Source organism: Candidatus Niyogibacteria bacterium (assembly GCA_016432485.1).
GTDB lineage: Bacteria > Patescibacteriota > Minisyncoccia > HO2-45-28 > HO2-45-28 > HO2-45-28.
The window spans coordinates 305,118-329,165 of sequence record CP066691.1 but is presented as its reverse complement, the minus strand read 5'-3'; the positions used below and the strand labels follow the sequence as shown (position 1 = coordinate 329,165).

Below are 24,048 nucleotides of genomic sequence, written 5' to 3'. Positions count from 1 at the left end.
TCCCCAAAGCGAAAAATTCAATCTGCTACGCTTTGCAGAAAGATAACACCGATACCAACAAGAAGCGATACAAAGTTCGCAAGCGACTTTCTTTTCCAGAAACTGGCCAATCCAACAAACAAGAAAGCCCCGCCCGACAGCGCGAGAGCAATCGGCAGTATCGTCCCGAAGTCAGGTATCAGCCAATAAGTTATTCCAAAACTTGCGTAAAGCAATCCAAACCCGGCAAAGGTGGTCGCGAGCGACCATTTTGTGGTTGAGCCGGCTCCTTTCATAAGTATCATAGACAAAAAAAATTCCGGAAGAATATGCAGAGTCATCGCGATAAGTATGACAAACCCGAATAATTGAGAAACCCCAAAAGCAAGTCCGGTAACCATTCCTTCCAAAACGGAATGAAGCCACAACGCGGCGGCGGTGAGATACGGCAGAGAGGCCTTTTTTAATTTTTGTAAAACGAGCTTAATAATCCACCAGCCAATATAGCCGACAAGCAGCCAAAAGACGGCTGTGGATATTCCGAGGTTTTTTATTGTCTCCGGCAACACATCAAACAAAGCGCCGCCAATAAAAATTCCGGAAGCCAGAGAAACGAGGAGGCCCGATTTAGAAATAGGCATCATAGCTTAAGCTATTTTATCAATGTCTGGTTAAATAAACAAAGTTTCCGGAATTTGGATCGCTGTCATAATTCTTGGTAAACCATTCCCCGTTGCATTGTAATGGATTGGCGTCGCGGTCTGCTTTTGAAATAATTAATTCGTCGCGATTTTTAATTCCCAAGGCCTGGTATTTCGCAAAAATATCATCGGGCATAACCTCAAAGTAGGAAAAGTAATTGGTCCAGCCCTTTGTAATCGCGATGTCGGTGTTTTGATATTGTCCAATGACGCCAATTTTCTGTCCGGCTTTAACTTTAATGCCTTTTTTAATATCCGAGAGCGGATAAATATGGAATAGCCGAACGGTGAAGTTGGGATGAGAATCTGGCCGAATATAAAATTGTTCACCAAATTGGTCAGATTCAATGCTGATAATCTTTCCGTCAACCGGACTGTAAATAGGGATATCTGTTTTGCCGTCAGGTTTTGGCGGGATGCCCCTGTTTTTGTTAATTAATTCTTCCGCTGATTCCGGCCTTTGAACATTAAAATAATGCTTCATACTGCGGCAGGTTTCTCCCGATCCTCGTGAAAAGTCATGTCCGCTTCCCGAACGAAATTTTGATATGGCGGATATTTTTGATAAGTCAATAAAATCGGCTTGGATAAATTGAGGGACGGCTGCTCGGGAAGATAACCCCCCTTCACTCCGGAATCTTAAAAACCAGACGACTCCGGCGCCGATAACTAAAGTCGCGATGACAATAATTATAAGCGGCGCGAATCCCTGCCTGCCGGCAGGCATGGCTTTCTCGTTCATTGGTTCTATTTTATCTCGTTCTCGCAAAAAATTCTAACTTCATGTTTTGGTTCTGTATTCTTAAGATAGTTCGAACGCATTTCGCCGCCTGCGGCGGCGAGGAAGCCCCGCCCGCAAGCGCGGCGGGGAAGAAAAAATCCGGCGGCTATCTGATGAATCCTCCGTGTATCAAACAACGATACACAATTTTTGCGTTTAGCAAAATTTCTTCTTGACCAGCAAAGTTTTCTAAGCCACCATTTGCTGTAAATTGATAAGTCCACTCACCATCAGAAAATTTTGCTGGTCCTCGAACCGGAATAATATCGTTGTATTCTTGCATCAGTGCTTTTCGGAGGAAATCGTAAACATCTTTCTCGCTCACTTTCTTATCAAGGACAAAGCCGAAATAATTTGCGCCCCATACTGGTTTTTCGTTTTCGTATACGATTTCCTCACCGATAAAGTCGCGTCCACCAAAATATGTATCGTGGTAAATCAAGCCATCTTTTTCAAAATGGTAGTCCTCTGACTTCAGGCGAGTGGGCGCGACTTTGGGGGTGTTTTTGTTGGCATAAGTCGCTTTGTTCGCTTCGTTTAGAAATATTGCGAGAATTTCGGTATTCATAATTATTCCAATTTAATTAAATTCCAGATATTTCCCGCCACCGACATGTTCCACTTTTCCGTCAACTACCTTTAGCGCGGAGTAATCGTCAAGTACATAGGTCTTTCTCTTAATTTCTTTCATCACTTCTTTGAGATTAGCTTCAATCCGCGCGGAGAAGTGAGGGTTATTGAGATGCGGTAAAAAATAAAAATCTACAAGACCAAGTCCAGCCACCGAATCTTTTTCCGCCTCTTCACCATAAATCGCTTTGAAAAGGCGGAGGTCTAGATCGGGGCCGGTTACCATGCTTCCCGCGCTCAAGCCAACATATACTTTTGACTTCAGCATTTCCGGCAAAAGTTTTATAAGCCCCGACTCATTTATCCAGCGCATGAGGTGATAAGTGTTGCCGCCTTCAAAAAACAAAACATCCGCTTCTTCCAGTTGCGGGCGCCAGATATTTTCCGGCACAGCCGAAATGTCAGTTATGGCGACCGATTTGAAGTTTTGTTTTTTAATATTGATAAGGTCGTCAATAAACCAATCTTTATGTTCCGCCTCAACATTTGAGGCGGTGGGGATGAAAACTAAACTCGTATCTTCCGGCTTCTTGCCGACCAATTCAAAGAGTGTGTCAGCGATTGCTTGATTTGAAAACCCGTTTGAAGTAAGGAGTAATTTCATAGCGGTTGTTATCATTTTACCAATTTTTTGGGTTTATTTAAAGATGTAGCCGCCAAAACTTTTTGAGCAAAGACGGCTCAGCAGGAGGGGATTGGGGGGAGCAAAAACAAAAGCAGACGACACATGGCCGTCTGCTTTTGTTTTTGCTCCCCCCGCTTGATGACTTTTTCACCCCGTTAGATAGCTCGCATCTAACGGGGTGGGAGTTTGACTGGGCGGAAAAATACGAATATCCCACTGTTATCTTAGCGCAAATGAATCAGTTGCTGCCGAGTGTAGAGAAAATTAGTTTGACTACTGTCCTGCGATTGTTCCGGTAATGCTATAGATGACGGGAGAGCTGTCTGGTATCTTCCAGTAATAAATTCTATAAGTTTTGTCGTCCACCCTCACAATTGCCGGATCTGCCACCGATTCAACGATTACCGATTGCGGATTCGCATTGTCAAAATGAATACCGTCACTCGAAATAAAACTATAAAGTTCGGTTCCGCCCTGCGAAGTAAAATTCGCAGTAACAAGAAAAAACCTGCCGTCTGAAAGTTGTGTTACCGACGGATCAACATAATCGTAAATTTTCGTTTCCTCTTTTGTAAAATTTAGGCCGTCACTTGATATGGCGGAAACTATACAGCCGCGGCCGCAAGCCCTTGATACATAATAAAGTCGAACGCGACCATCGGATAATTTAATCGCCTCGGGTACGCTTGCCCAACTCTGGTCGTCAGTTTTCTCCGAGTCTATAACCAATCCCTCCCGTTCAAAATTTAACCCGTCAGACGAAATGGCCGAAAATACTTTATGTATTGCCGGCACACCGCCGGTATTAGCGCCTTTGTAGTAAAGACGAAATCGGCCATCTGACAGTTCTACAAGCGTTGGGTCGCAAATGACGGCCTCAAAATCGCCATAGATTGGCGACAAGCGCGCTCCTGATTCTGTCTGAAAATTAAGTCCGTCTGAAGAAATAGCCGACATAATACTGCCATTCGTGCCGCAATAATACATGCGGTATCTGCCATCTTTGAGTTTGTAAACATACGGAACTTGTCCTCCAGAAATTCTAATTCCCGAATCTTTTGTCCATTTAAACGGCGGCGTTGTCGTCGAAACAGGCGGGGGGAGCGGTTGTGTAATTTGCGGAGGTGTCGTAGTCGACGCAGACGGAGATGAAGATGCCTGCGGCGCAATTTTCGCGACTGCGGATTTCGGATTATTTATCGGATTGTCTTCCGGGCACAGGTTCAAATCTTTTTGTTCTGCTTCATCCCAAATGTTATCCGGACATAACGCGGAATTTATTTTTAGTTCGGAACCGGAAGGAGTCGTTGTCGCTTGTGATATTCCGGCTTGCGGCCCTCCCATAAATTCATTCAGCTTTTTTCTTGTTTTGGGCCCGACCAATCCGTATCCCGTAGTGCTTTCATCGCCCGAAGAAACAATTCCGTATTTTTTCTGAAATCTTCGCACTGCTTGCCTTGTTAGAACACCAAAGTATCCCGTAACAAGCTTTTCGGGGTAAATATCGGGCATTGCGGCAAGGGCTTCCTGTAATTTATGGACATCTGCTCCAGAATTTCCCTTCCGAAGTGTTTTTGAGAATATAAAATCTGCTTGCGCATTGACAAGCATTATCTCAAAAAAGAATAATACCGCCACTATTGGTAGAATCGAGGATTTATGCTTCACATCCCCATTATCGCCCAATTTTTATAACTTGTTAAACGTATTAATCTACTTTAAACGAGCTGACTGCCCCGTAATTGTCCCCGCGGTGATTTGTGCCGAGGGTAAGAGCCCTTTGCGCCAATTGCGATACTGACGAGCCGTAAAACGAAACTTGAACCCTTAGGACGATTTGCTTAACTTATTGCTTGCTTGATCGCGGCCTCAAGTTTTTCCGGCTCGTCCGTGCCGATACGATAGATTTTTCCGTTCTTAATTCGAATTTCAATCGCGTCAATGCCGGAAACATTAAAAATCCACATATACGGCCAGAACCATAGCCGTATGCCCCAGCCGTAATACCAATGATTTTTTACTTTCCCGATAGTGGCGATATCGGTTAACGGAAACTTTTTGCGGAAAATGCCCCAGCCAAAACAGATTTTCAAAAATTGTTCGTCAATGAAGACGGTAAGCGTTGAAAACGATGCAAGGATAAACAGAATGAGTGCCATTATGGCGGTAATGGCAAAATTGGTGCCGGAGTCATACGAAGGAGGTTCAGCTCTGGCCGTGATCTGAAGCCACGCGAAAAACACCAGCACGACGAGCGTAATAGAGAGCATCAGGTAACCAATTTGAGTGTGTCTGTATGTGGTCATAATTTTTTCAATTTAATGCCCAGATCGCGTAGTTTAAATACATCGCGAAACTTACCCAGAGAAGATACGGCACGAGGAGATATGCCGCCGGGCGAGAAATTTTGTAGAATACAACCATTGTCCAGACGATCGCGAGCCAGAGAAGAATGATATCAACCAATGCCCAGCCGAGATTGTTTATGGTGAGCCATGTTGAACCATGCAGGCCAAAGAAAATAATTGACCAGATTGCGTTTAAGAAAAGCTGGATGAAAAATAATGTGACGGCCCTCCTACGCTCGCCGACGCGAGCTTCGGAAGGGTTGATCTTCCAGATCAAAAAAAGCGAAATGCCCATCAACGCGTAAAGCATAGTCCACGCGGGTCCAAATACCCAAGCAGGAGGATTGAGCGCCGGCTTCACCAGCCCGGCATACCAATTTGGAATTGAAGAAACAGTAAAAAACGAGCCGATCACACCGGCCAATTCCGACACCGCAATCGCAATAGTGAGTTTTAAAATATTACCGATTTTCATTTTTTTTCAATACGCCACTCGTCTGGCGCATTCATAACATTCTAACATTCTGCAGAATGTTAGAATGTTTTCATGAACTTAAGGAAAAATTTGCCATAGGGAGAAAGTGAGTGCGCTACCCGACGGCCGCGGTATTGTTTATTCAACAGACCGGCATGGACCAGCGAGCGTGTGTGCTGGGAGATGGTCTTGAAATTTGCCTCCAGAGCATCCGCAATCTCTTCAACCGTAATCCCGTCATTTTTTTCAACCGTAAACAAGATATCAATTCGCCGATGGTTGGCCGCGCCCTTAAAATATCTTTCCAGTTGTCTTGAAGTCTTTACCATATTTACAACATAACACATCCGCCACAACATTCCAACATTCTGCAGAATGTTGGAATGTTGTTTTATTTTAGACGGTAGGTGACGGCGTGGCCGATTTTGCCGACTTGCTCTATTTTGCCCTCCGCTTCCAATTCATCTAAATAGCGCACGGCCGTGCGGCTAGATACGCCGAGCGTCTTGCGGATTTCGGCGTTGGAGAGTTCTTTTTTCCGCTCAAACATAGCCAGCGCCTTTTGCTTGCGAGATTCTTTTTCCGAAGCCGTCTCAATTGCCGAGGCGCAGATACCGACAAATTCATCTTTCGTATTCGTGCCGTGTTTTTCCGCTTCTTTACGCGCAAAAACAGCCAGCACCAAAACTGCCACGGCAAGAAAAATAATTATGGAAATTAAAATTGAGGTCATGGGGTTAATTTCTCTTTTTTATATTTTTCAACAAAACTTTCTATATCTTCTTTTTTAACTCTTTCGATTTTATCTCCACTAAGATAAAAATCTCCGCTACCAGTTAACCAGAACGCCTTATCAACCACATACGGCAGTTCGTTAATAGATTTACTATAAGCCACGAGATCCTCCGCTATTCTGTAGTCGCTGTTTGACTTTGTAATTTCAAAAGCTTTTGCAAAGCGCTTAATCCAAATATCGGGTTTAACATAATCTGGGTATCCGCTTTCTTTTAAAATATCACAAGCCAATGCCAACCCAATCCCGCTAACTTCCGCACTTATGATAAGAGGCAGAGCCATACGCGCTCCCCTCACTTTATACAAAGAATCCGCAAACTTTCTAAAATCGTTTAAATCTTTAAACTGCTTTAAAAACTCCGCGCTGGATATAACAGATTTACAAAAACCAATCCATGTATTTTTAGAGCTTTTCAGTGTATGTTTTTTTGTTATACTCACCTTTTTAATTTTCTCAAAGAGAATTTCCGGTGATTTAAAGTTTTCCACAATTTTATCAAGTCGTCGTGTCTTAATGACTTTTTCTAAAATTTCATCAACCCCTTTTTCTCCCCCTATAATGTTAGGCATGCCCTGCCGATTTTGCGCGCTTATAAGAAATTGTCTATACAAGCCATATAAATCTTTAATGCCATTTTTTCTTTTTTCCCATTCATTTAGTTGTTCTCTTAAAATACGCTGGGCCCCACCATGAGAGTATCCGCGATCAATTTCTAATCTATTGAGCAGATGCTGTTTAATATATTCAAATTCGTTCATAAATTTATTTTCCTAATTTTTTTGTTGGCCAGTTAATCGTCTTTAAAAACTAAAAATAACAAAATATATATTAAGGCTAGACTGAAGCCCCACAGCAATACGGAGGTCCATACTCCGTAACCTTTCCTAAACAAAACGAAGAGATAATAAACCGGGAACGTAAATGAAATGAAAACAGATCGCACTCCAGCATTAAAAAGTTTTTCTCTTACTTTAACTAATTTTTTCTCACTCACCTCTTGCTCAAAAATAACCTCTTTTTGTTTATTAAAATCTAAACTTAGTGCCGTGAAAACTAGATATAAGAAAAACAGAGATGAAATTAAGACGCCGAAAACTATAAAAATTGCAAAAACCAAGTCATTCAAGATGCTCATCCCGTTTATATCATTTATAGATACCCTGATTTTATCAGACAGCCCAAAAATAATAGTTAGATAGGTGGCCAAAAATACCACCGCAATAGTAATCCTATTTTGTTCGTCCCCACGAATAATTTTTCGTACTTTTTGTTGACCCGGTATTGTCATAAAAAATCAATAAAACGGCACCTATATTTATTTTGCCAATCCGCTTTGCTTAAAATACGCTCACTATAAATACCGCTGTTGGGCCAATTTGCCTCTGAAATTTTTATTGAGCCATCAGGAAATATTTCTTCAACAAATGCAACGTGACCTTCCTTTGTTAAAGTTCCGTCTTTCTTGCGGACATCAGTAAAACAAGCAGCACAATTTGAAACTGGTTCATTTATAACCTTGTACAAATTATTTCGTCTAAAAATATCTGCCCATTTTCCGCCATGACGCGGGCGGTCAGATGGCCACTCGATAACAATGCCCAGTTTTGTCTTGATGCAATACTGGACGTATTCGGTACAATTTAACGGGATTTTCTCCGCTTCAAGCCCAAACTCATTATTAATAATTTCGCGAACGGCAACAGTAACAGGGCTGTTGTATAAGTTTGGCCATCCCTCCACAAAAGAAATCAATTGCTGTGGCTGCTGTGCGGGGTTCGGATTCGTTTCAGATATATAGTCAGCATAGACCCAACCAATCTTTCCATCTTTTGTTGCCCTAAACCACGGCCCATCCACAAAAACGAGATTCTGTCCCGCTTTCATTTTTTCCACGCCATCTGGTTCACCGGATGGCTTCCGAAAGTTAACATCGTTCTCTTTTATATATATTTTTTGATCTTTTTTCACTTTTTAAGAAGATAAAGATATCCATAAAGATATTCCAAGCCTACAAAAAATTTTGGGAAAAATCAAGGGCAAACCAAACGGCTAAATCACCGATTTAGCCGTTTGGTGTCGGGTCCCTGAATTAGCAAAGCGCCATCTCCGCTTATCTAAGCAGATCAAGACTCATGTGGTTTTCAGGATTTTTAAGCCCCACCCTTTTTAATGCGGTTAAAAAACGGCTTTTTATATCCACCAACCGTTACTATTGCGGCGTTTACTACCGAACAAATATCTTGAGATTTTTGTTTAATTGTTGGTCCATCACTTACCCCCTCTAACCTTTTAGAGATGTCGTGAATAGCTTCCAGAAAGCTTTGCAGTGCTTTATTTTTTGATCTGTGATCAAACCACTGAAAAATATTGGCTAGAGTAAGGACGGTTGTTATAACTGCGAAAACAAGCTCTAAAGTTATCATATATTTTGACAAGCAATGAATTAATAATTACTGTTTTTCGACTCAGCAAACAAAAAAACGGACCTATCCCGTCCGTTTTTCTTGAGATGCCGCCGTTTTCGGACGAGCATCTTTCCGTGAATCGGAGGGATGAATGAGGTTGCGTCACAAAAAATGTTTAGCGAACCCCCGATTTATTAATCTCTCAATTTTTTATCTACTTTAGTTTAAGTCTAGCATATTTTATTTAAAAAATCAACTTGGTTTTAAAGTTAGGACATAAATTTTTGAAAATGCAAATCAATTTTCCACAACCTTAATTTCCTCCGGGGTGAGGGTGTAGAGTTTACCTGTGGTGAGTTTATCGAACCATAGACGAGCTGATCAACTTGTTTTTCTTCTTTTCTCTGCTCTCATGCTATACGCAACATCTTCAACGGCTACCAATTTACTTTTGCTTAAAACCACCTTAATTGCGCGGGGAATATCTTCAAAGTAATTGAACATTTCATCTTGAGGTTTTATTCCTTTTGTTTTGTTCGCCTCGAGATGAACGTTGCCACAAGTCCAAAATGGTGTGTGTTCCTTTTTGGTTCCTACACGACCCGGCAGATCGTTGGTGAAAAAACGAATTGTAATACCTATTGTTTTATTATCTTTTTTCATATTTTTAACTTAATAAATCTTCCAAGTTTTTGCTTATCTTTGTTTCTGACTTACCCTCTTTTGGTTTTATCTTTTTACTTTTTTCTATGTTTGTCTTGTCGAGCTCGACCTTGCTAAACAAAGTTTTTTGATTTTCTTTTATCTTTTCTTCTTTATCAAGCTTTGTGGTTATTTTTTCAATATCATTCAATTCAGCTTTATTCTGCCACTCTTTCCATTGCTCCAACACAACGTTTAATCTTTCCTCCAGCCATTCACTGATTTCGCCTGATCCGGAATCAACCTTATCAATGTGCGCTAAAAATATCGGGTAGTCCAAATGCCTCAAATCAACTTCCAATCCTTCTTTTTTCCTGACCTCTCTGGTTTTTTCCGCGTACACAATAGACATTTTCATTGAAGCAGATTGTGCGCCTCTCCTTAACTGGCTTACTGTTGTTCCTCTTCTGAACGACCCCGGTGGCAAGCTCACGATTGCCAATATATTGCAATATTTGGCGATATATTTTCTTAAAAACTCGTCTTGAGAATTTGAAAACACTCCTTCAGGCAGTATCAAACAAATCTTGCCGCCAACGCGAGCGGATTGAATCGCTTGCTGAATTGACAAATTGTACTCCGAAATTTTATCTTTTTTGTCGTCGTTATTTAAATCACTATTTAGATTCTCAAAAATTTTATCTTCATCGCCATGTTCGTATTTACTGCTTCCGGCGGGATTGCCCACAACTAAATCCCAATTCTTGCCGTGATAAAACAAGCCGTTATCTTTCTTTATTGGGACAAGATTCAACCCCTCACCGGTTTTTCCGAAGTACAGAGCAAAGTAAGTTTTGGCGATGATATAAGGCAAGTCCTCAATATCAATCCCCATCACATTTTCCAAATCCAAATTGTTCTGATTGACTGCCGTCGCCAAAAATCCTCCACTACCACACTCGAAATCCAAAACTTTCGTGTGTTTGTTCAATTTGCCAATCAGACCGAAAACAAAATCTATAACGCATTTTTCGGTAAGGTACTGATTGAATTCTTCGCCTTGAAAAGATCTCAAAATCGACTTGCGAAATTCTTTGGCTATTTCCGGGCCAAGCGAAGCGACAAAATCAAATCGCTTAAACAGATCGCGAACGGCTTTTTGTCCTTGTAAGTCCAATTCGGTGTAAGGATAATCGCCGGTGTATTTTTTTGGATTCAGCAAATAATTGTGAATTTGATAAACAACTTCTTTGACAACATCCTTTGTTATTTTTTTCTCTTTTTTATGAAATTTGAAAATAGAAATTAGTTCGTCAAAAAAATCCGTGGCAAAGTTTTTGGGCTCTAAAATGCGCGCCTTATATTCTTTAATTAATCCGTAGTAGGAAAGCAACTTCTCAAATGATAAAACCTCAATTTCTTCGGTTATAAAATCCGGAATTGGTTTTGAATAATCTATGCTCCATTTGTAAAATTTAATGTTTTTACCGACTGTTGTTGCCAAAATTTTTGGGGGCAAGCCAGACGGAGCAAACTCCGGTTTGTCTATGGGAAAGTTTTTTAGATAATTCTTTGCTTCTATCAATGCGGACTCATGAGTTTTATGTTTAGTTTTTGCTTCAATGAGAAGAACTGGCTCCCCGTTATGATAGTAGACAATATCAATTGTGGACCCACTTCTGCCGCCGCTTGGCCGAAAAATCGGAACATCGTTTATTTTTACTCGCTCCGCGTCATGAATCGGGTAGCCAAAATTGCTTGCCAGAAACGGTAAGATGTCGTTTACGATATAAGAATTTTCCGACCTTTGTTCTGGCATAAAAATTAAATTACATCTTTTTTCTCGCCGCGAATAACGGCTTCGGTTTTAGCGATTAAATCTTTCAGCATTCTCTCGGCGGTTTCCATGTTAGCTTTGTATTCCACATCCTTGCCCTTTTTCTTTGCTTCCATTGCCTTGTCGTGAAAGACAGATATTTTTTTATATTCGGATTCAATATTGCCTTGAACACCTTCCGAAATATCAAGTATTTTCATTTCTCTAATTTCATCAAAACTAATATTTACAGTTCCAACGCCATTTATTATTCTTTCAATTTGTAATTTCCCAAACATAGTTTTCCAAAAGACAAGTACATAAACAGGATTAATTTTTTTATCGTCTAGGTCTAAAACATCAACAAAACTATCTACCACCGCATTCATTGGCTTGGTTATAATAGTAATTCGATTTTTACCAACTCCTCCAACTCCAGATCGAGCTAAAATCAAAGAATTAAGTTTAACCTTTGCGCGTTCAATATTCCAAGGAGAAGCTTTTTTAACTTCTTTCAAATTCGTATTATCTAATCCGGTAAATTGGATATCTCCCTGATTGACTAAAAATACTCCCTTCCCCTCATAATTTTTCCCGCCAGTAACGATTGCGCCATAAGTCAATCTTTCTTCCGCGTCGCCTATTTTAATTACAGAAAAATTACTTGCTGCTATTTCTTCTGAATTTTTAACATAGGTTGGATGCCAGTAAGCAGCATTCCATCTACTTGATGGTTTTTCTTCCATCATTTCTTTCAGGGTTTTATCCACTCGTACCATTACGATTTCCCGACCTTTTTCATCTGTTGTTATTTGAACTAAATTTTTCTTGCTCATATTTTTGTATAATGCTTTTGGTAAGCATCTTTTATAATTTTAAAATATTTTTCTTCAAGAGATTCGACTGAAGCGAGAAAAACCGGATAGTTTAAATCTCGCTCTTTCCCTTGGTCTTTATATTTTTGTAAAAATAAAATGCTGGTTTTGGCTGTTGTGCCAACATTTTTGAAAGCGTCTCGCGGCAAAGAAACAATTGCTTCCACTCTTGCTTTCTCGCTAACAAATTCGCGTACATAGTGAGAATTTGAATTGGTTAAAATGCCGTCTGGAATAATGATAGCTATCCAACCGCCCGGCTTTGCAAGTTGTATAAATCTCTCTAGAAATAAAATTTCGATGGGCATATTTCTCAATCTATTTACAATGTCCTTTTGAGAGGCCATGGATCCAAACATATTTCCCTGCTTGCTTATTTGTATATCAAAAGCGTATTTCCATATCTCGTACTCCAAAAGGGATGCCGCCAATTTGCCCCTCATTTCTTCTTCTTTAAGACCGATGCCTCCATACGGCGGATTACCAACAACCGCATCAAATTGTACAAGTCCGTCTTCCATTTTTTTGTAAGGCAATTTTCTATTCGGCAGATTAAGCAATCCGTTTTGGCCATAAAAGTGATTTTTCATTGCCCTTCTGTCTTCGTGGAAAAAATTTAGAAGCTCAACAGATTCCCATTTATCAACAACCGATTCATCTATATCAATACCGAAAATATATGGCACTTTATGTGTAGGATTGTATCCGGTAAAACCGGACTCCACTGCTTTCTTTAAGAAGATTCCCTCGCCGCAAGCCGGATCAATAACTGACGGATAGTGAGCATGAGGTTTTCGACTCTCCCAACGCTTTAAATCCTCGTCCTCTTTTGCTTTCCAGACAGAAAGAATATCATATATAAAACTCACGATTCTCTGGTCGGTGTAAAAAATTCCCAAGTCCTGTTTTTTTTGTTTAATTTCCGTTGACATATTATTGAATGGTGAAATGCGTTATCGCAATCATTTCTTCGGAAATTTTCGGCTCCAGAGTTTTCCAAAGATTGTCCAGTTCTTTTTCTCGCAATTTCGCACCTTCTTGTCTCAACTTCAACTGCTGGATTCTTAGCTTGTCCAAAGCAATATTGATGTCTTGAATTCGCTTGAGCAACTTCCGCCTTTCTTCCAAGTCGGAGGAATTATCTCTCCTACGATTTACATCCTTTTGTTCATTTTCCGACTTTTTCATCCTATCTTCAACACGAAGCGCGTAGTCGTCGTAATATCGGTTTATCCTGTTCGTCTCCCTGTCAAAAAGACGCTCATTTCTTTTCTGATACCTTTCTACAACTGGCTTTTTCCATTTTTCCCAAGTTTGAAGCAAAAACTCTTTTTTAATAGGCGAACTCTCAAGTGTTTTTTCAGAATCAACACTTTCCACATCAATGAATTCATTGGCAATTGCCACATCCAATGCGCTGAATTCGCCTTCTGTTTTTTCGAGAAAAACGAGCGGCACTAAAATTTCTTCCGTCTCGACTCCGGCTATCTTTAACTTCCAAAGAAATATAAATCCTTCTTTTACTTTAGCGTCGCTCAACTGGGATATTTTACCGCCGTGTTTTGAAAGCTCAAAAATCAAAGAAGGTATCGGCTTAGTTTGCAGTTTCAAATTATCTTCAATAATTTTACTGATGACTGGATGGTCTTTGTGCGCGCGGGAAATTTTACCTTCTTCATCATCGCGAAGCTCTCGAAAAGCAATCGGAAATTTATAACCATCTATCACAAAAATCGCCTCATCCTCGGTTGGTTTTATCTTTTCTTCCAGCGTGAGCTTGCAGAGAAAAAGCAAATCCCTGTCAAAATCTGAAATCGCTTTTTTAGTTTCCGCTTCCGTTTTTTTGAATAATGCGGCAACAGCTTGATCCGCGCTTTCCAATAACAAGTTTCTATATTGCAAGGTTGTTTTTGAGATAACATCTTTCAAGCTTTCCTGTAGTTCTGTAAACGCTTTGTCGTATTCTTCAGGGCTTCTGCTGTTTTGATAAATTTCAAGTATCTTCTTTTCAAAATCAAGACCGGATTCCAAAGCGCCAAGAATCTCATCGGAACTTCCAAAAAGTCCGTTAAATAAATTTAGTTTCTCGCTCAACAATTCCAGTACTCGCTTATCGGCGTAATTTTTTGTATTAAGAAAATTCGCAACTACCACTTGGTGCTTTTGGCCGTAGCGGTGGCAACGGCCGATTCTCTGTTCCACTCTTTGAGGATTCCACGGCAAATCATAATTGATGACAATATTTGCAAACTGGAGGTTTAATCCTTCCGCCCCCGCTTCTGTGGTAAGCAAGACTTGTGTATTTGTTCTGAAGTCATGAATAAGAGCTTGGCGCGTGTTGGCAGATGCTGAACCAACAGATGCCGCTTCTGGAAACTCCTTTTTCCAACGATTGAATGCCTCTCGTGCTTCGGGCGAGTTATTTGACCCGTTGAATTCCGTAAAAGAAATTCCGGCTTCTTTGAGAAGTTTTAAAAGATAGTCCTGAGTGCGCGTTGACTCTGTGAACACCACAGCTTTTTCAGGCCACTTCTTTTCTCTGGCCTGTTTGAAAAGTTGCGACAAGGCGTTAATCAACGCTTTACCCTTTGTGTTTTCTTTAATTTTGACTGCCAATGAATAATATCCTTCCAACTCCTCTATTTCCTTTTTTATGTCGTCATCGCTAAAAGTATCGTCAACGCGTTGCTTTTCTTTCTTCTGACCTTGTTCTACTCCCTCCAATTCTGATTCTTCAAATTCTTCCAAAAGGCCCTCATCTGCCGTTGACTCCGGATTCAACTCCTCGGCCACTGCTTCTTTATTTCGCAACTTCAATTCGTTTTTTAGATTCTCACTTAACTTCTTCAGGGTGTCGGCTATGGCGAACGACGAACTGGCCAATAATTTTCTGTAAACGAGAATCATCAAATTTCTCTGCGTCGCGGTAATGGCCGCCACATTAGGACGCTGGAGGTATGCGGAAACTTTCTCGTACAATTCAACTTCTTCCTCGGTGGGAGTAAAGTCAAAAGTCATTGATGTCCTGTCGGTAAATTGCACATACTCCAAAACTTGTTTTCTCAAAGTCCGTGTAATTACTCCGGAGATTGACGACGGGTCGTCGCCTTCTTCCCCGCGTATCAATGCCCTCAATTCCTCCAATCTCAATTTAGCTAACCCCGACTGGTCCTTTATCGGCTGTATGAACTTCGTTTTGAAACTATAGGATGATCCGAGAAGCTTGTCGTCTATAAAACTTGCTATCCCGTATAATTCCTCAAGGCTGTTTTGCAGGGGTGTTGCCGTCAGCAAAACCTTTGGTTTATCTTTTATTATTTCCCGAATGTCGTATGCCATTTTTGAGGCATCTCTTCCCTTGAACACACGCCTAAAACGATGGGCTTCATCTATTACAACAACAGCCCAACCTTGCTTCCTTATCAATTCAAGGTGGCTGTAAGCAAAATGGTAAGAAATTATAAAAACGCCACTGTAAGTTAGGGGTGTCTTTTCTCCCATGTCTGTTTGCGCCCTAAAAGAGGGGCCGTCCCAAACTTCTGATTCAATTCCAAATTTTGAAAGCAACTCATCTTGCCACTGTTTTCTTAACGAGGCCGGGGCAAGAATTAATATCTTTCTCTTCCCTTCGGCCCAAAGTTGGGATATGATAATGCCGGCTTCAATCGTCTTACCCAAGCCGACTTCATCGGCCAAAATTGCGCCACGAGAAAGCGGACTGTTAAATGCGTAAAGAGCCGCATGAATTTGATACGGGTTGAGGTCAATCGTTGATTTTGCCAAGACAGAAGATAGGCGGTTCAAAGAGCCGGCCATTTTTTGAAGAGCTACTTTTTCAGCCAAATATTTTTTAAGAAAAACCGACATATTTCTACTTGATTAAATCATCAAGCGGAACACCGAATGTGTAAACATCTCTTTGATAAGCACCTTTTTCAATTTTTCCATGAGATTCTTCATATCCCCCTTACTTTCCCACATTTTTGGCCTGATTTCAACCTAAAACCCCCCGCCTCCGGCATATGCCGGAGGCGGGGGCGGGGCGTTTTGCGGCACAAAACCCAAGCAATCTATATTCAATTGTCAAGCGATTGTCAACCGCGCTGGATACGACCTCTGATAGAGGTCTAATCTTCAAAAAATGAGTTCGTATCTAGTTTATTGGCTCCGCAGGTAGGATTCGAACCTACAACCAACTCCTTACAACGGTCCTAAAATTACTTTTAGGGTTGGACTATATCTTTCCCCCCCTCCATTAAATAATATTTCAAATGAATGGCGGGATCTCGGTATCTAGTCTCTACGGCGCTCCTCGACTTCGCTCGGAGTAAACCCCGAACAAGCAAAGGTTCCCACGGTATTACCCAATCTAATGCAAAAGATTTAGGGCTTCACCGTTATCCCGAGATTTTTCAACCTAAATTACTTTAGGAAGCTGCGTTACGCCGGCGTGTATTTCTCTGTGACAATTTGCACAAAGCAACACACACTTATCTGCCTCTTTTTTAAGACGTTCCCATGAGCGGGTAAGTCCGCGTGAGGACATATCAAATGATTTCTTGGATTCATCAACATGATGAAGATCCATTGCCCACGGGGTTTTATTATAACTGCAGACCGTGCATTTCCCGCCTTTATATTCTACAAGCAGTGTTTTTAATCTTCGTCGTCTTTTGGTCACTGCCATTTTTAAATACTCTCGGCGGTCGGCGTATGTTCGTTTTTCTTTTGGCATACACATTTAAGTATACCACAAAAAACGAACTATTTTATTCACAGGGAGCTGCTCTACCATTGAGCTACTGCGGAATGAATTTAAAGGGAACTTCTCTATACATTATATGAATAATTAAATGCTTTGCAACAATTGAAACCGCCCAAGAGGGTTGGGCGGTTCGGCCTTAAAAATATTTTAGATCCCAGAAAAAATCATAAGGATGATATTCTTTACAAGATCTCTGACCCTCAAGATGCGCAAAGTACATAAACAGATTAATAAGCCAGATGAGAGGATTTAGCGCCTTAAGAAGAGCGCGTAGAATTTTCACGGCATCCCCCTTATGCTTAACAACGTCCGGTGTTATTATAGGTACGTGATTAAAAAAGTCAAGGGACAGTATGTGGTGACGTCGGAAAAAACAGGCAGAGTTTTTGGAAGATATAACACAAAAAAAGAAGCCGAAAGGCGCCTTCGTCAAATTGAGATTTTTAAACACTTAAAAAAGAACAAAAAACCAAAATCATGAAAACAAAAAATGGATTATGGAAGTTGAGCCCGAGCGGGCTTTATTCTTATACGGAATGCAAGGCCTGTTTTTGGCTTGAGAATCATCATAGAAAACCGCCGATGCTGCCGTTGGCTTTAAATACGGCGATGGACAGCATTTTAAAGACCAGATACGACAAATACCGCGCCGACAAAAAATTTCCGCCGGAATCCAAGGAGCTTGAGAAAATGGGCATAAGGACTTTTGACGATCTGGAACTTCTCAACGAGTGGCGGACCAATTCCAGCGCGCTTAAAGTGGTAAATGAAAATTCGGGTTACGAACTTGTCGGAAAAATTGACGATGTTTTTGTGGAATCGGACGGCCGCTTTATTCCGGCCGATTACAAATCATCCGGCAACGCGCCGGCTGAAGACAAGCAGAAATATTACCGCGACCAACTTGCCGCCTATGGCTATATGTTTTTGAAAAACGGATATAAGCCGTCAGACCGCGCCTTTTTGCTGCACTATTTCGTCAAAGACAAAAACGACCCGTCAACAGAAGTGAAATTCGCGAGTCATGTGGACGAAGTGAAAATTGACGCCAAAAATTTTGAAAAGAAACTCAAAGAAATGGTTGATTTTCTTGAAAAACCTTACCCGGGAGACGATTTGGAGTGCAAAAAGTGCGATTATTACGCCGGACGAAACGAGAAAAAAATAAGAATAAAATAAACTTGAGTTTTTAAATTTCTTAAAAATGCCTCCGGTGAGATATGAATAATTATGTTAATTAAAGTAAAAGTTTTTGCCGGCGCGAAAAAAGAGGGGATTTCGCGTAAATCAGAAAATCATTTTGAGATTTGCGTAAAAGCAAAAGCCGAACGGGGCGAGGCCAACCGCGCGGTTATCCGCGCTCTTGCCGAACATTTAAAAATCCCCGCATCGCGCGTTCGTATGATAAAAGGAGCCCGCCGCCCCTCCAAAATTTTTGAAATATTGCAATAAGTGTATTTTCTGATAACCTAATTTAGGATTTGGTTATATTTGCGGAGAAGGCGTATGTCTAAAATTTGTCTGGTAACCACGAATCCCGGTAAAGTCGCTTCATTTAAGACCGTTTTTGAGCCGTATGGGATTGAAATTGAGCACATAGATAGAGAATTGCCGGAGCCGCAATTGATGGACCTAAAAGAAATTGCCAGACAGAAAGTTTTGGCGGCATATAAATTGATAAAAAAGCCCGTGATTGTGCAGGATTCTGGTTTTTATCTCCACGCTTGGCCGAACTTTCCGGGGACGTTTGTCAGATTCGCTTTTATGACGCTTGGGCCGGAGGGGATTATGGTGCTTGTCAAAAAAAGGACGCGCAAATGCGAATTTCGCGAGTGTCTTGCTTATACCGATGACGGCGAGAATGTAAAATTTTTTGAAGACACAATTTTGGGCTCTGTTTCGAATAAGCCAAAAGGCGAGTTGACGAAAGAGGCGTGGTCGGGTTTGTGGCAGATTTTTGTTCCGGAGGGTTATACAAAAACTATTGCCGAAATGAACGATGGGGAGCGCGCCTTGTGGCGCAAAAAAAGAGATAGTAACGCCGCTACGAAATTTGCCAAATGGTTTTCAAAAAACCACGAATAGCCAGCCGTCCCGCTTCACGCGAGGCGGTTTTTTTATTAGAATTAAGTCGTTATGGAACCGCTAGCGGCAAAAATCAGGCCAAAAAATTTAAGGGAATTCGTGGGGCAGGGGCATTTGGCTGGCAAGGGAAAGCCGATTTATGAGGCCGTTCGCAAACGACACCTTTTTTCATTTATTTTTTGGGGCCCGCCGGGGGTGGGCAAAACAACACTCGCGCGGATTTACGCAAGAAATCTTGACGCCGAACTTCACGAACTTTCGGCGGTTTCGGCCGGAAAAGAAGACATAAAAGAAATTCTTGGAACCAATCAGGGCAAGTTGGGCGAGAAAAGTAAAATTTTATTTTTAGACGAGATTCATCGTTTCAATAAAGCCCAGCAGGATTTTTTATTGCCTTTTGTTGAGTCGGGGCGTTTAACTTTAATCGGCGCAACCACTGAAAATCCCAGTTTTGAAGTCATCCCCGCGCTTTTATCCCGTTGCCGTGTTTTTGTAATGAATGAATTAAACAATGCCGAAATGACGCGGATTATACGCAGAACTAAAATGAATATGCCAAAAGACGCGCAAAATTGGCTTATTGCCATGGCCAACGGCGACGCCCGCCAAGCTCTTAATTTGCTTGAAACAACGGATAATTTGTATGGCAAAGTTAATTTAGAAAATTTGAAATCCGCGTTGCAATCAAAACATTTACGATACGATAAAAAAGGCGAGGAACATTATAATACCATCAGCGCGTTTATAAAAAGCATGCGCGCGAGCCAGCCGGATGCGGCTTTATATTATTTGGCGCGAATGGTGGACGCGGGCGAAGACCCGAAATTTATCGCTCGCAGAATGGTTATTTTTGCATCCGAAGATATTGGTTTAGCCCAGCCGACAGCGCTTGTTGTCGCTAACGAGGTCTTTCGCGCGGTTGAAACAATAGGACTTCCCGAATGCGCGATAAATCTGGCTCATGGAGTCGCGTATTTGGCGCAGTGCAAAAAAGACCGCAGGGCTTACGACGGATTGATGTCGGCGATGAAAGACGCAAAAGATCACGGTAACCTCCCGATTCCGCTTAAAATCCGAAACGCGTCCACAAAATTGATGAAGAATTTAAACTACGGCAAAGGTTATGAGAAATACACCAGCGAGGATTTGATGCCCGATAAGCTTAAAGGCAGAAAATATTTTGAAGATAAATAAAACCCAAGTCATATAATTCAGACGGCCGTCTGAATCATATTACCTTGTGTTTTAAATTGATGTATAATTAAAACATCGTGAAATTACCAATTACCGATGCGTTTTTATGGAAACTCTATCTATTTATTGAGAAAATGGATAAAGCATATGATGTCTTAGCACCGCACACGATGCATCAAGTTGTTTACCCCGAAGAGCATCGCTTGAGACGCGAGTATCAAATATTGAAAGCCAGAACCAAATTCAGTCAGTTTATTAAGAATTTAGGAGAAAGAGGATATATAAAGGTGAAAGCTCTTGAGGGCACAAGGGGGATTATTCTTACGCCCAAAGGCGCCAAAAGGGTGCTTTTGGCAAGGTGGAAATCAAAGCAAAAGAAAAGACGAAAAGACGGGAGATGGGTAATGATCATTTTTGATATTCCGGAGAAGCAAAGGCGGACGAGGGGATTATTGAGAGAGGCGTTGATAAATCTGGGTTATCAAAAACTCCAGCAAAGTGCGTGGGTGTGCCCCTACGATGTTTACAAAGAAACTGAAGAAATTATACGATCCTACCGCGTTATCCCATATATTAAATTGTTTCTTATAGAAGAAGTTGTGTAACACAAATATGGCAAATATAGTAAGTCATATAATTCGGACGGCCGTCTGAATTGTGTGACTTGTGATTGTTTGGCCGGTTTTTGATTTGATTAAAAGCCAATTAAAAATTGGTTAGGTTGCGATTTTTTACTGAATATGCAAAGATGGGGTCGGGTGTTTTTTGAGAGGAGGTTTTAGGAATGAGGGGGCTGCTGAAAGGCCAGGCTTTTAAACGGACGGGCGATTTTATGCCACCAATGCCTAGAGGAAAAGTTGTGCCATTTAAAACAAGGATTTTTATTTACAGCCCGCCAATTTTCTGCAAAGAATGTATTGGCGCATGGGAAGCGTCTTGCAAAGAAATTCTTGACTATAAATATGGAAAAGACGGATGGCCGCCCGGCGATCTGTATCTCGGATCTCAAGAGCCAGTCGTTGTGGTAGATACGGATGAAAACGGAGAATTTAGTATAGAGCTTGAAGCGGCGGAGTATAGTATTTTTGTAGAATACAACGGCAAGCCCTACGTAAATTTTAACAACTTAAGACACACAGGCGGGATTCAAATAATAGCCGGTGAAACCCTTGAACGTAAGATGATTGTGAATCTCGGCACTGATTAAGGTTGAAACAACGCGCCCGACAGCGCGTTTTTTGTTTGCCCTGAACGAAGTTGAGGGGTTTGTTGACCTTGATTTGGACGAGGACTATAATGCAATAGTGAACAAGTTTTTGGTTAATTTCATACTTTTTGGTTTCATCGCAATCGCGATTTTTGGGTTTTTGGCCATGGGTCATAATGCCGAAATGCGCGGCGGATGTTTAGCTGCCGCGGTCAACCGTTCGGCCTGTCCTCCAGGCATAAGCGGGGCAGTTTCTTTTTACTCCAACGCCTTTAAGAGTTTTTCTTTAGCCGTTTTTTCCGCGGCTTTTAATTTTGCCGTACTTGCCGTTTTGTTTACGGTTGCTATTTATCTGACAGCTTCGGCCGCGGATATTTACGTTAACAAAGATTTTTCTTTTTCGGTTTTGAGCCGTTGGTTCGCGGCCGCGGTTCGTTTTCCTGAAAAATATTTACGCTGGCTTTCGCTACACGAAAACAGCCCGTCTTTTAACTGAAACCGCGATTTTAAATTTGCCGGTCGGGCATATTTATATCGCGGCGCAAAACCTCTATAAGGGGTTTTTATTTTTTATTGCTTAAAATATGCGAAAAATTATTTTAACTTTAACTGTAGCAATTTTGGTTGTCGGGGGATTATGGGGACTAAAATACATACAGCCGCAAAAAAGTGCCTCGCTTTCGGCCTCGGCCGGATTTCTGAAACTTGATGAGGAACTCTATGATTTCGGCTCAATTTCAATGGCAAAAGGCAAGGTAAATCACAAATTCAAGATTACCAACTCGGGAACCGATCCGCTTAAGATGGAAAAAATCTACACTTCCTGCATGTGTACCGAAGCCACTTTAATTCAAGGTGGAAAGAAATACGGGCCTTACGGCATGCCCGGGCATGGGTTTGTGCCGAGAGCTGGTCAAACATTGGCACCAAACGAGGAAGCCGAAATTCTGGTTGAATTTGATCCGGCGGCGCACGGCCCGACCGGTATCGGTTACATTGAAAGGGAAGTCATAATTGAGGATGATTCGGGTCCGGTTGCCGAATTTATGATTAAAGCAACGGTAACCCCGTAAGGACTATGAATTCCAGATTCGTTTTTTTGGTTGTTTTCGCGGTTTTACTTGCGGCCGTGGTCATTTTTTTCAGATTTGGTGGCGCGGGAACGGAAATTTTGTGGAATTGGTCCGATGGCGGCCGCTGGATTCTGCCTTTGGTCGGCATCGCGGCTTTGATTGATTCAATCAATCCCTGCGCTTTCTCAATTCTTTTACTGACCGTCGCTTTTCTTTTTGGTCTGGGGCAAATGCGATCGGGGATTTTGCGCATAGGCGGTTTCTACATTCTGGGTGTGTTCGTAATTTATGTTTTAATCGGCCTTGGGATTTTGCAAGCCCTGCATTTATTCAACACCCCGCATTTTATGGCTAAAGTTGGAGCGTCGCTTCTCATTGCCTTTGGCGCGATTAACGTCATCAATGAATTTTTCCCGACATTTCCCATAAAACTTCGAGTTCCGCACGCGGCTCATCACAAAATGGCGCAACTTATGGAGAAGGCCTCTATGCCGACGGCGTTTTTCTTGGGGGTCTTAGTCGGGCTTTGCGAGTTTCCCTGCACCGGCGGTCCGTATCTCATGGTTTTGGGGCTTTTGCACGACAGCGCGACTTATTTGAGAGGTTTTGGGTATCTTCTGATGTACAATCTGATATTTGTTTTGCCGCTCGCGATAATTCTTTTAATCGCGAGCGAGGAGAAATTGCTTAAAAAAGTTCGGGCTTGGCAGGCCGAAGAACGAAAAAATATGCGGCTTTGGGGCGGAATAGCCATGGTCGTTTTGGGCGCTTTAATATTTCTTCTTTAATTATGGATATAATCATTGCTTTGATTTTATTTGTGGCAATAACTTTGGGCGTCAAGGTCGCGAATAAATTTTTGCCTTTTTCTGTTTGCGCTCTTTGCGCCGGCGTTTCGGGGGCGTGGATTTTGATGACGCTCGCGGTTTTGGCCGACTTTGCGCCGGTAGATTTATATTTGCCGGTAATAACGCTTCTGATGGGCGGGACGGTTGCGGGCATTGCGTATCAGGCGGAAAAAAAATTCAACTGGCGAGGCGAAAAATCTTTCTGGTTCAGGTTTGCCGTTATCGTCGCCGGATTTTATTTGGCGCACATCGCCATAGGCGCTTTGAGCTGGCCGACATTTGTCATTGAAATTGTTTTTTTCACGATGCTCGTTTACGTCTTTTTTGTCAGAAAAAATAGCGGAAGCGAGAATCTCAAAAAACATTCGGCCAAAGCCGAAAAATTGGAAGACGAGTTAAAAAATTGCTGTTAATAGTGAGCGTAGTCGAACTATAGTATGAAAAAAATTATTTGGATTATTTTATTAGCCGTAATTTTAGCAGCAGTATTTGTATTTATTTTTTGGCCGAAAGAATCGGTTGAGGGAAAATATGACGATTTCGCGCAATGCCTTACGGATAGAGGCGTCGTTATGTACGGCGCCTACTGGTGTCCGCATTGCCAAAACGAGAAAAAGGCCTTCGCCGGTTCATTTCGCCTCGTGAATTATGTGGAGTGTACCGAAGAAACGGACAAATGCTTAGCTGAAAAAATTAACGGCTATCCGACATGGATTCTTTCCGACGGCCGCAGATTTGAAGGTGAGACGGGTCTTGAAAAATTATCAGAGGCAAGCGGGTGCTTATTAGAGAATAAAAAATAA

31 protein-coding genes are annotated in these 24,048 nt (G+C 41.6%); 12 read left to right on the top strand and 19 right to left on the bottom strand.

Features of this window, described 5'->3' with window-relative positions:
• Nucleotides 1-17: 17 nt before the first annotated feature.
• From HYY55_01785 to HYY55_01770, 4 genes are all read right to left on the bottom strand, one after another.
• Nucleotides 18-620, bottom strand: coding sequence for a hypothetical protein (locus tag HYY55_01785; protein ID QQG46557.1), 603 nt, complete (start codon nucleotides 618-620; stop codon nucleotides 18-20).
• Nucleotides 621-639: 19 nt separating this feature from the next.
• The gene (locus HYY55_01780) at nucleotides 640-1,422 is read right to left on the bottom strand and encodes a hypothetical protein (GenBank protein ID QQG46556.1); all 783 of its coding nucleotides are present in this window, start codon (nucleotides 1,420-1,422) and stop codon (nucleotides 640-642) included.
• Nucleotides 1,423-1,567: 145 nt separating this feature from the next.
• Complete coding sequence (locus tag HYY55_01775) at nucleotides 1,568-2,029, bottom strand: XRE family transcriptional regulator (GenBank protein QQG46555.1); 462 nt, start codon at nucleotides 2,027-2,029, stop codon at nucleotides 1,568-1,570.
• A 12-nt stretch (nucleotides 2,030-2,041) separates the two neighbouring features.
• The gene (locus HYY55_01770) at nucleotides 2,042-2,710 is read right to left on the bottom strand and encodes a Type 1 glutamine amidotransferase-like domain-containing protein (protein ID QQG46554.1); all 669 of its coding nucleotides are present in this window, start codon (nucleotides 2,708-2,710) and stop codon (nucleotides 2,042-2,044) included.
• A 47-nt stretch (nucleotides 2,711-2,757) separates the two neighbouring features.
• Here HYY55_01770 and HYY55_01765 point away from each other — a divergent pair, with 47 nt between their 5' ends.
• Nucleotides 2,758-3,015 (top strand): hypothetical protein, encoded by a 258-nt coding sequence (locus HYY55_01765; protein ID QQG46553.1) that lies wholly within the window; start codon nucleotides 2,758-2,760, stop codon nucleotides 3,013-3,015.
• Here the strand turns inward: HYY55_01765 and HYY55_01760 are convergent.
• The 15 genes from HYY55_01760 to HYY55_01690 all read right to left on the bottom strand — a co-directional run bounded on the left by HYY55_01760 (nucleotide 2,990) and on the right by HYY55_01690 (nucleotide 16,808).
• Complete coding sequence (locus HYY55_01760) at nucleotides 2,990-4,327, bottom strand: peptidoglycan-binding protein (protein ID QQG46552.1); 1,338 nt, start codon at nucleotides 4,325-4,327, stop codon at nucleotides 2,990-2,992. The two genes, HYY55_01765 and HYY55_01760, sit on opposite strands and share 26 nt — an antisense overlap.
• A 230-nt stretch (nucleotides 4,328-4,557) precedes the next feature.
• Nucleotides 4,558-5,022: a hypothetical protein gene (locus HYY55_01755; GenBank protein QQG46551.1), complete on the bottom strand. Its 465-nt coding sequence runs from the start codon at nucleotides 5,020-5,022 to the stop codon at nucleotides 4,558-4,560.
• A gap of 7 nt (nucleotides 5,023-5,029) precedes the next feature.
• The gene (locus HYY55_01750) at nucleotides 5,030-5,539 is read right to left on the bottom strand and encodes a tryptophan-rich sensory protein (protein QQG46550.1); all 510 of its coding nucleotides are present in this window, start codon (nucleotides 5,537-5,539) and stop codon (nucleotides 5,030-5,032) included.
• A gap of 59 nt (nucleotides 5,540-5,598) precedes the next feature.
• Nucleotides 5,599-5,886, bottom strand: coding sequence for a winged helix-turn-helix transcriptional regulator (locus tag HYY55_01745; GenBank protein QQG46549.1), 288 nt, complete (start codon nucleotides 5,884-5,886; stop codon nucleotides 5,599-5,601).
• 44 nt (nucleotides 5,887-5,930) lie between these two features.
• Nucleotides 5,931-6,272 (bottom strand): HTH domain-containing protein, encoded by a 342-nt coding sequence (locus tag HYY55_01740; protein QQG46548.1) that lies wholly within the window; start codon nucleotides 6,270-6,272, stop codon nucleotides 5,931-5,933.
• Nucleotides 6,269-7,093, bottom strand: coding sequence for a hypothetical protein (locus tag HYY55_01735; protein ID QQG46547.1), 825 nt, complete (start codon nucleotides 7,091-7,093; stop codon nucleotides 6,269-6,271). Before HYY55_01735 ends, HYY55_01740 begins: the two co-directional genes overlap by 4 nt.
• Before the next feature lie 32 nt (nucleotides 7,094-7,125).
• On the bottom strand, nucleotides 7,126-7,623 hold the full coding sequence (locus tag HYY55_01730) for a hypothetical protein (protein QQG46546.1): 498 nt from the start codon (nucleotides 7,621-7,623) through the stop codon (nucleotides 7,126-7,128).
• Nucleotides 7,620-8,303, bottom strand: coding sequence for a CHAP domain-containing protein (locus HYY55_01725; GenBank protein QQG46545.1), 684 nt, complete (start codon nucleotides 8,301-8,303; stop codon nucleotides 7,620-7,622). The genes HYY55_01730 and HYY55_01725 overlap by 4 nt, the downstream gene beginning before the upstream one ends.
• 182 nt (nucleotides 8,304-8,485) lie before the next feature.
• On the bottom strand, nucleotides 8,486-8,758 hold the full coding sequence (locus HYY55_01720; protein ID QQG46544.1) for a hypothetical protein: 273 nt from the start codon (nucleotides 8,756-8,758) through the stop codon (nucleotides 8,486-8,488).
• 363 nt (nucleotides 8,759-9,121) lie between these two features.
• Nucleotides 9,122-9,403 (bottom strand): hypothetical protein, encoded by a 282-nt coding sequence (locus HYY55_01715; protein ID QQG46543.1) that lies wholly within the window; start codon nucleotides 9,401-9,403, stop codon nucleotides 9,122-9,124.
• Nucleotides 9,404-9,407: 4 nt separating this feature from the next.
• Nucleotides 9,408-11,201, bottom strand: a complete 1,794-nt coding sequence (locus HYY55_01710; GenBank protein QQG46542.1) for an SAM-dependent DNA methyltransferase — start codon at nucleotides 11,199-11,201, stop codon at nucleotides 9,408-9,410.
• Nucleotides 11,202-11,206: 5 nt separating this feature from the next.
• A complete protein-coding gene (locus HYY55_01705) occupies nucleotides 11,207-12,034 on the bottom strand; it encodes a hypothetical protein (protein QQG46541.1) in 828 nt (275 codons plus the stop codon).
• Nucleotides 12,031-13,005, bottom strand: coding sequence for an N-6 DNA methylase (locus HYY55_01700; GenBank protein ID QQG46540.1), 975 nt, complete (start codon nucleotides 13,003-13,005; stop codon nucleotides 12,031-12,033). Before HYY55_01700 ends, HYY55_01705 begins: the two co-directional genes overlap by 4 nt.
• Before the next feature lies 1 nt (nucleotide 13,006).
• Nucleotides 13,007-15,940: a DEAD/DEAH box helicase gene (locus tag HYY55_01695; GenBank protein QQG46539.1), complete on the bottom strand. Its 2,934-nt coding sequence runs from the start codon at nucleotides 15,938-15,940 to the stop codon at nucleotides 13,007-13,009.
• Nucleotides 15,941-16,490: 550 nt separating this feature from the next.
• Complete coding sequence (locus HYY55_01690) at nucleotides 16,491-16,808, bottom strand: HNH endonuclease (GenBank protein ID QQG46538.1); 318 nt, start codon at nucleotides 16,806-16,808, stop codon at nucleotides 16,491-16,493.
• 507 nt (nucleotides 16,809-17,315) lie between these two features.
• Between HYY55_01690 and HYY55_01685 the strand changes: the two genes are divergently transcribed.
• The 11 genes from HYY55_01685 to HYY55_01635 all read left to right on the top strand — a co-directional run bounded on the left by HYY55_01685 (nucleotide 17,316) and on the right by HYY55_01635 (nucleotide 24,048).
• Nucleotides 17,316-18,017 carry a PD-(D/E)XK nuclease family protein gene (locus HYY55_01685; GenBank protein ID QQG46537.1) on the top strand — a complete coding sequence of 234 codons (702 nt, stop codon included), beginning with the start codon at nucleotides 17,316-17,318 and terminating at the stop codon, nucleotides 18,015-18,017.
• 51 nt (nucleotides 18,018-18,068) lie between these two features.
• Complete coding sequence (locus HYY55_01680; GenBank protein ID QQG46536.1) at nucleotides 18,069-18,290, top strand: DUF167 domain-containing protein; 222 nt, start codon at nucleotides 18,069-18,071, stop codon at nucleotides 18,288-18,290.
• 54 nt (nucleotides 18,291-18,344) lie between these two features.
• Nucleotides 18,345-18,923 carry a hypothetical protein gene (locus tag HYY55_01675; GenBank protein ID QQG46535.1) on the top strand — a complete coding sequence of 193 codons (579 nt, stop codon included), beginning with the start codon at nucleotides 18,345-18,347 and terminating at the stop codon, nucleotides 18,921-18,923.
• A 51-nt stretch (nucleotides 18,924-18,974) separates the two neighbouring features.
• Entirely contained in the window at nucleotides 18,975-20,117 is a 1,143-nt protein-coding gene (locus tag HYY55_01670) for a replication-associated recombination protein A (GenBank protein QQG46534.1), read from the top strand.
• A gap of 77 nt (nucleotides 20,118-20,194) precedes the next feature.
• Nucleotides 20,195-20,722, top strand: a complete 528-nt coding sequence (gene cas2 / locus HYY55_01665; GenBank protein QQG46533.1) for a CRISPR-associated endonuclease Cas2 — start codon at nucleotides 20,195-20,197, stop codon at nucleotides 20,720-20,722.
• Nucleotides 20,723-20,958: 236 nt separating this feature from the next.
• Nucleotides 20,959-21,324 (top strand): hypothetical protein, encoded by a 366-nt coding sequence (locus tag HYY55_01660; GenBank protein QQG46532.1) that lies wholly within the window; start codon nucleotides 20,959-20,961, stop codon nucleotides 21,322-21,324.
• Nucleotides 21,325-21,355: 31 nt separating this feature from the next.
• Nucleotides 21,356-21,820: a hypothetical protein gene (locus tag HYY55_01655; GenBank protein ID QQG46531.1), complete on the top strand. Its 465-nt coding sequence runs from the start codon at nucleotides 21,356-21,358 to the stop codon at nucleotides 21,818-21,820.
• Nucleotides 21,821-21,908: 88 nt separating this feature from the next.
• On the top strand, nucleotides 21,909-22,397 hold the full coding sequence (locus tag HYY55_01650) for a DUF1573 domain-containing protein (protein QQG46530.1): 489 nt from the start codon (nucleotides 21,909-21,911) through the stop codon (nucleotides 22,395-22,397).
• Between the two features lie 5 nt (nucleotides 22,398-22,402).
• Nucleotides 22,403-23,185 (top strand): hypothetical protein, encoded by a 783-nt coding sequence (locus HYY55_01645; GenBank protein ID QQG46529.1) that lies wholly within the window; start codon nucleotides 22,403-22,405, stop codon nucleotides 23,183-23,185.
• A gap of 2 nt (nucleotides 23,186-23,187) precedes the next feature.
• A complete protein-coding gene (locus tag HYY55_01640; GenBank protein QQG46528.1) occupies nucleotides 23,188-23,658 on the top strand; it encodes a hypothetical protein in 471 nt (156 codons plus the stop codon).
• Nucleotides 23,659-23,682: 24 nt separating this feature from the next.
• Nucleotides 23,683-24,048, top strand: a complete 366-nt coding sequence (locus tag HYY55_01635) for a hypothetical protein (GenBank protein QQG46527.1) — start codon at nucleotides 23,683-23,685, stop codon at nucleotides 24,046-24,048.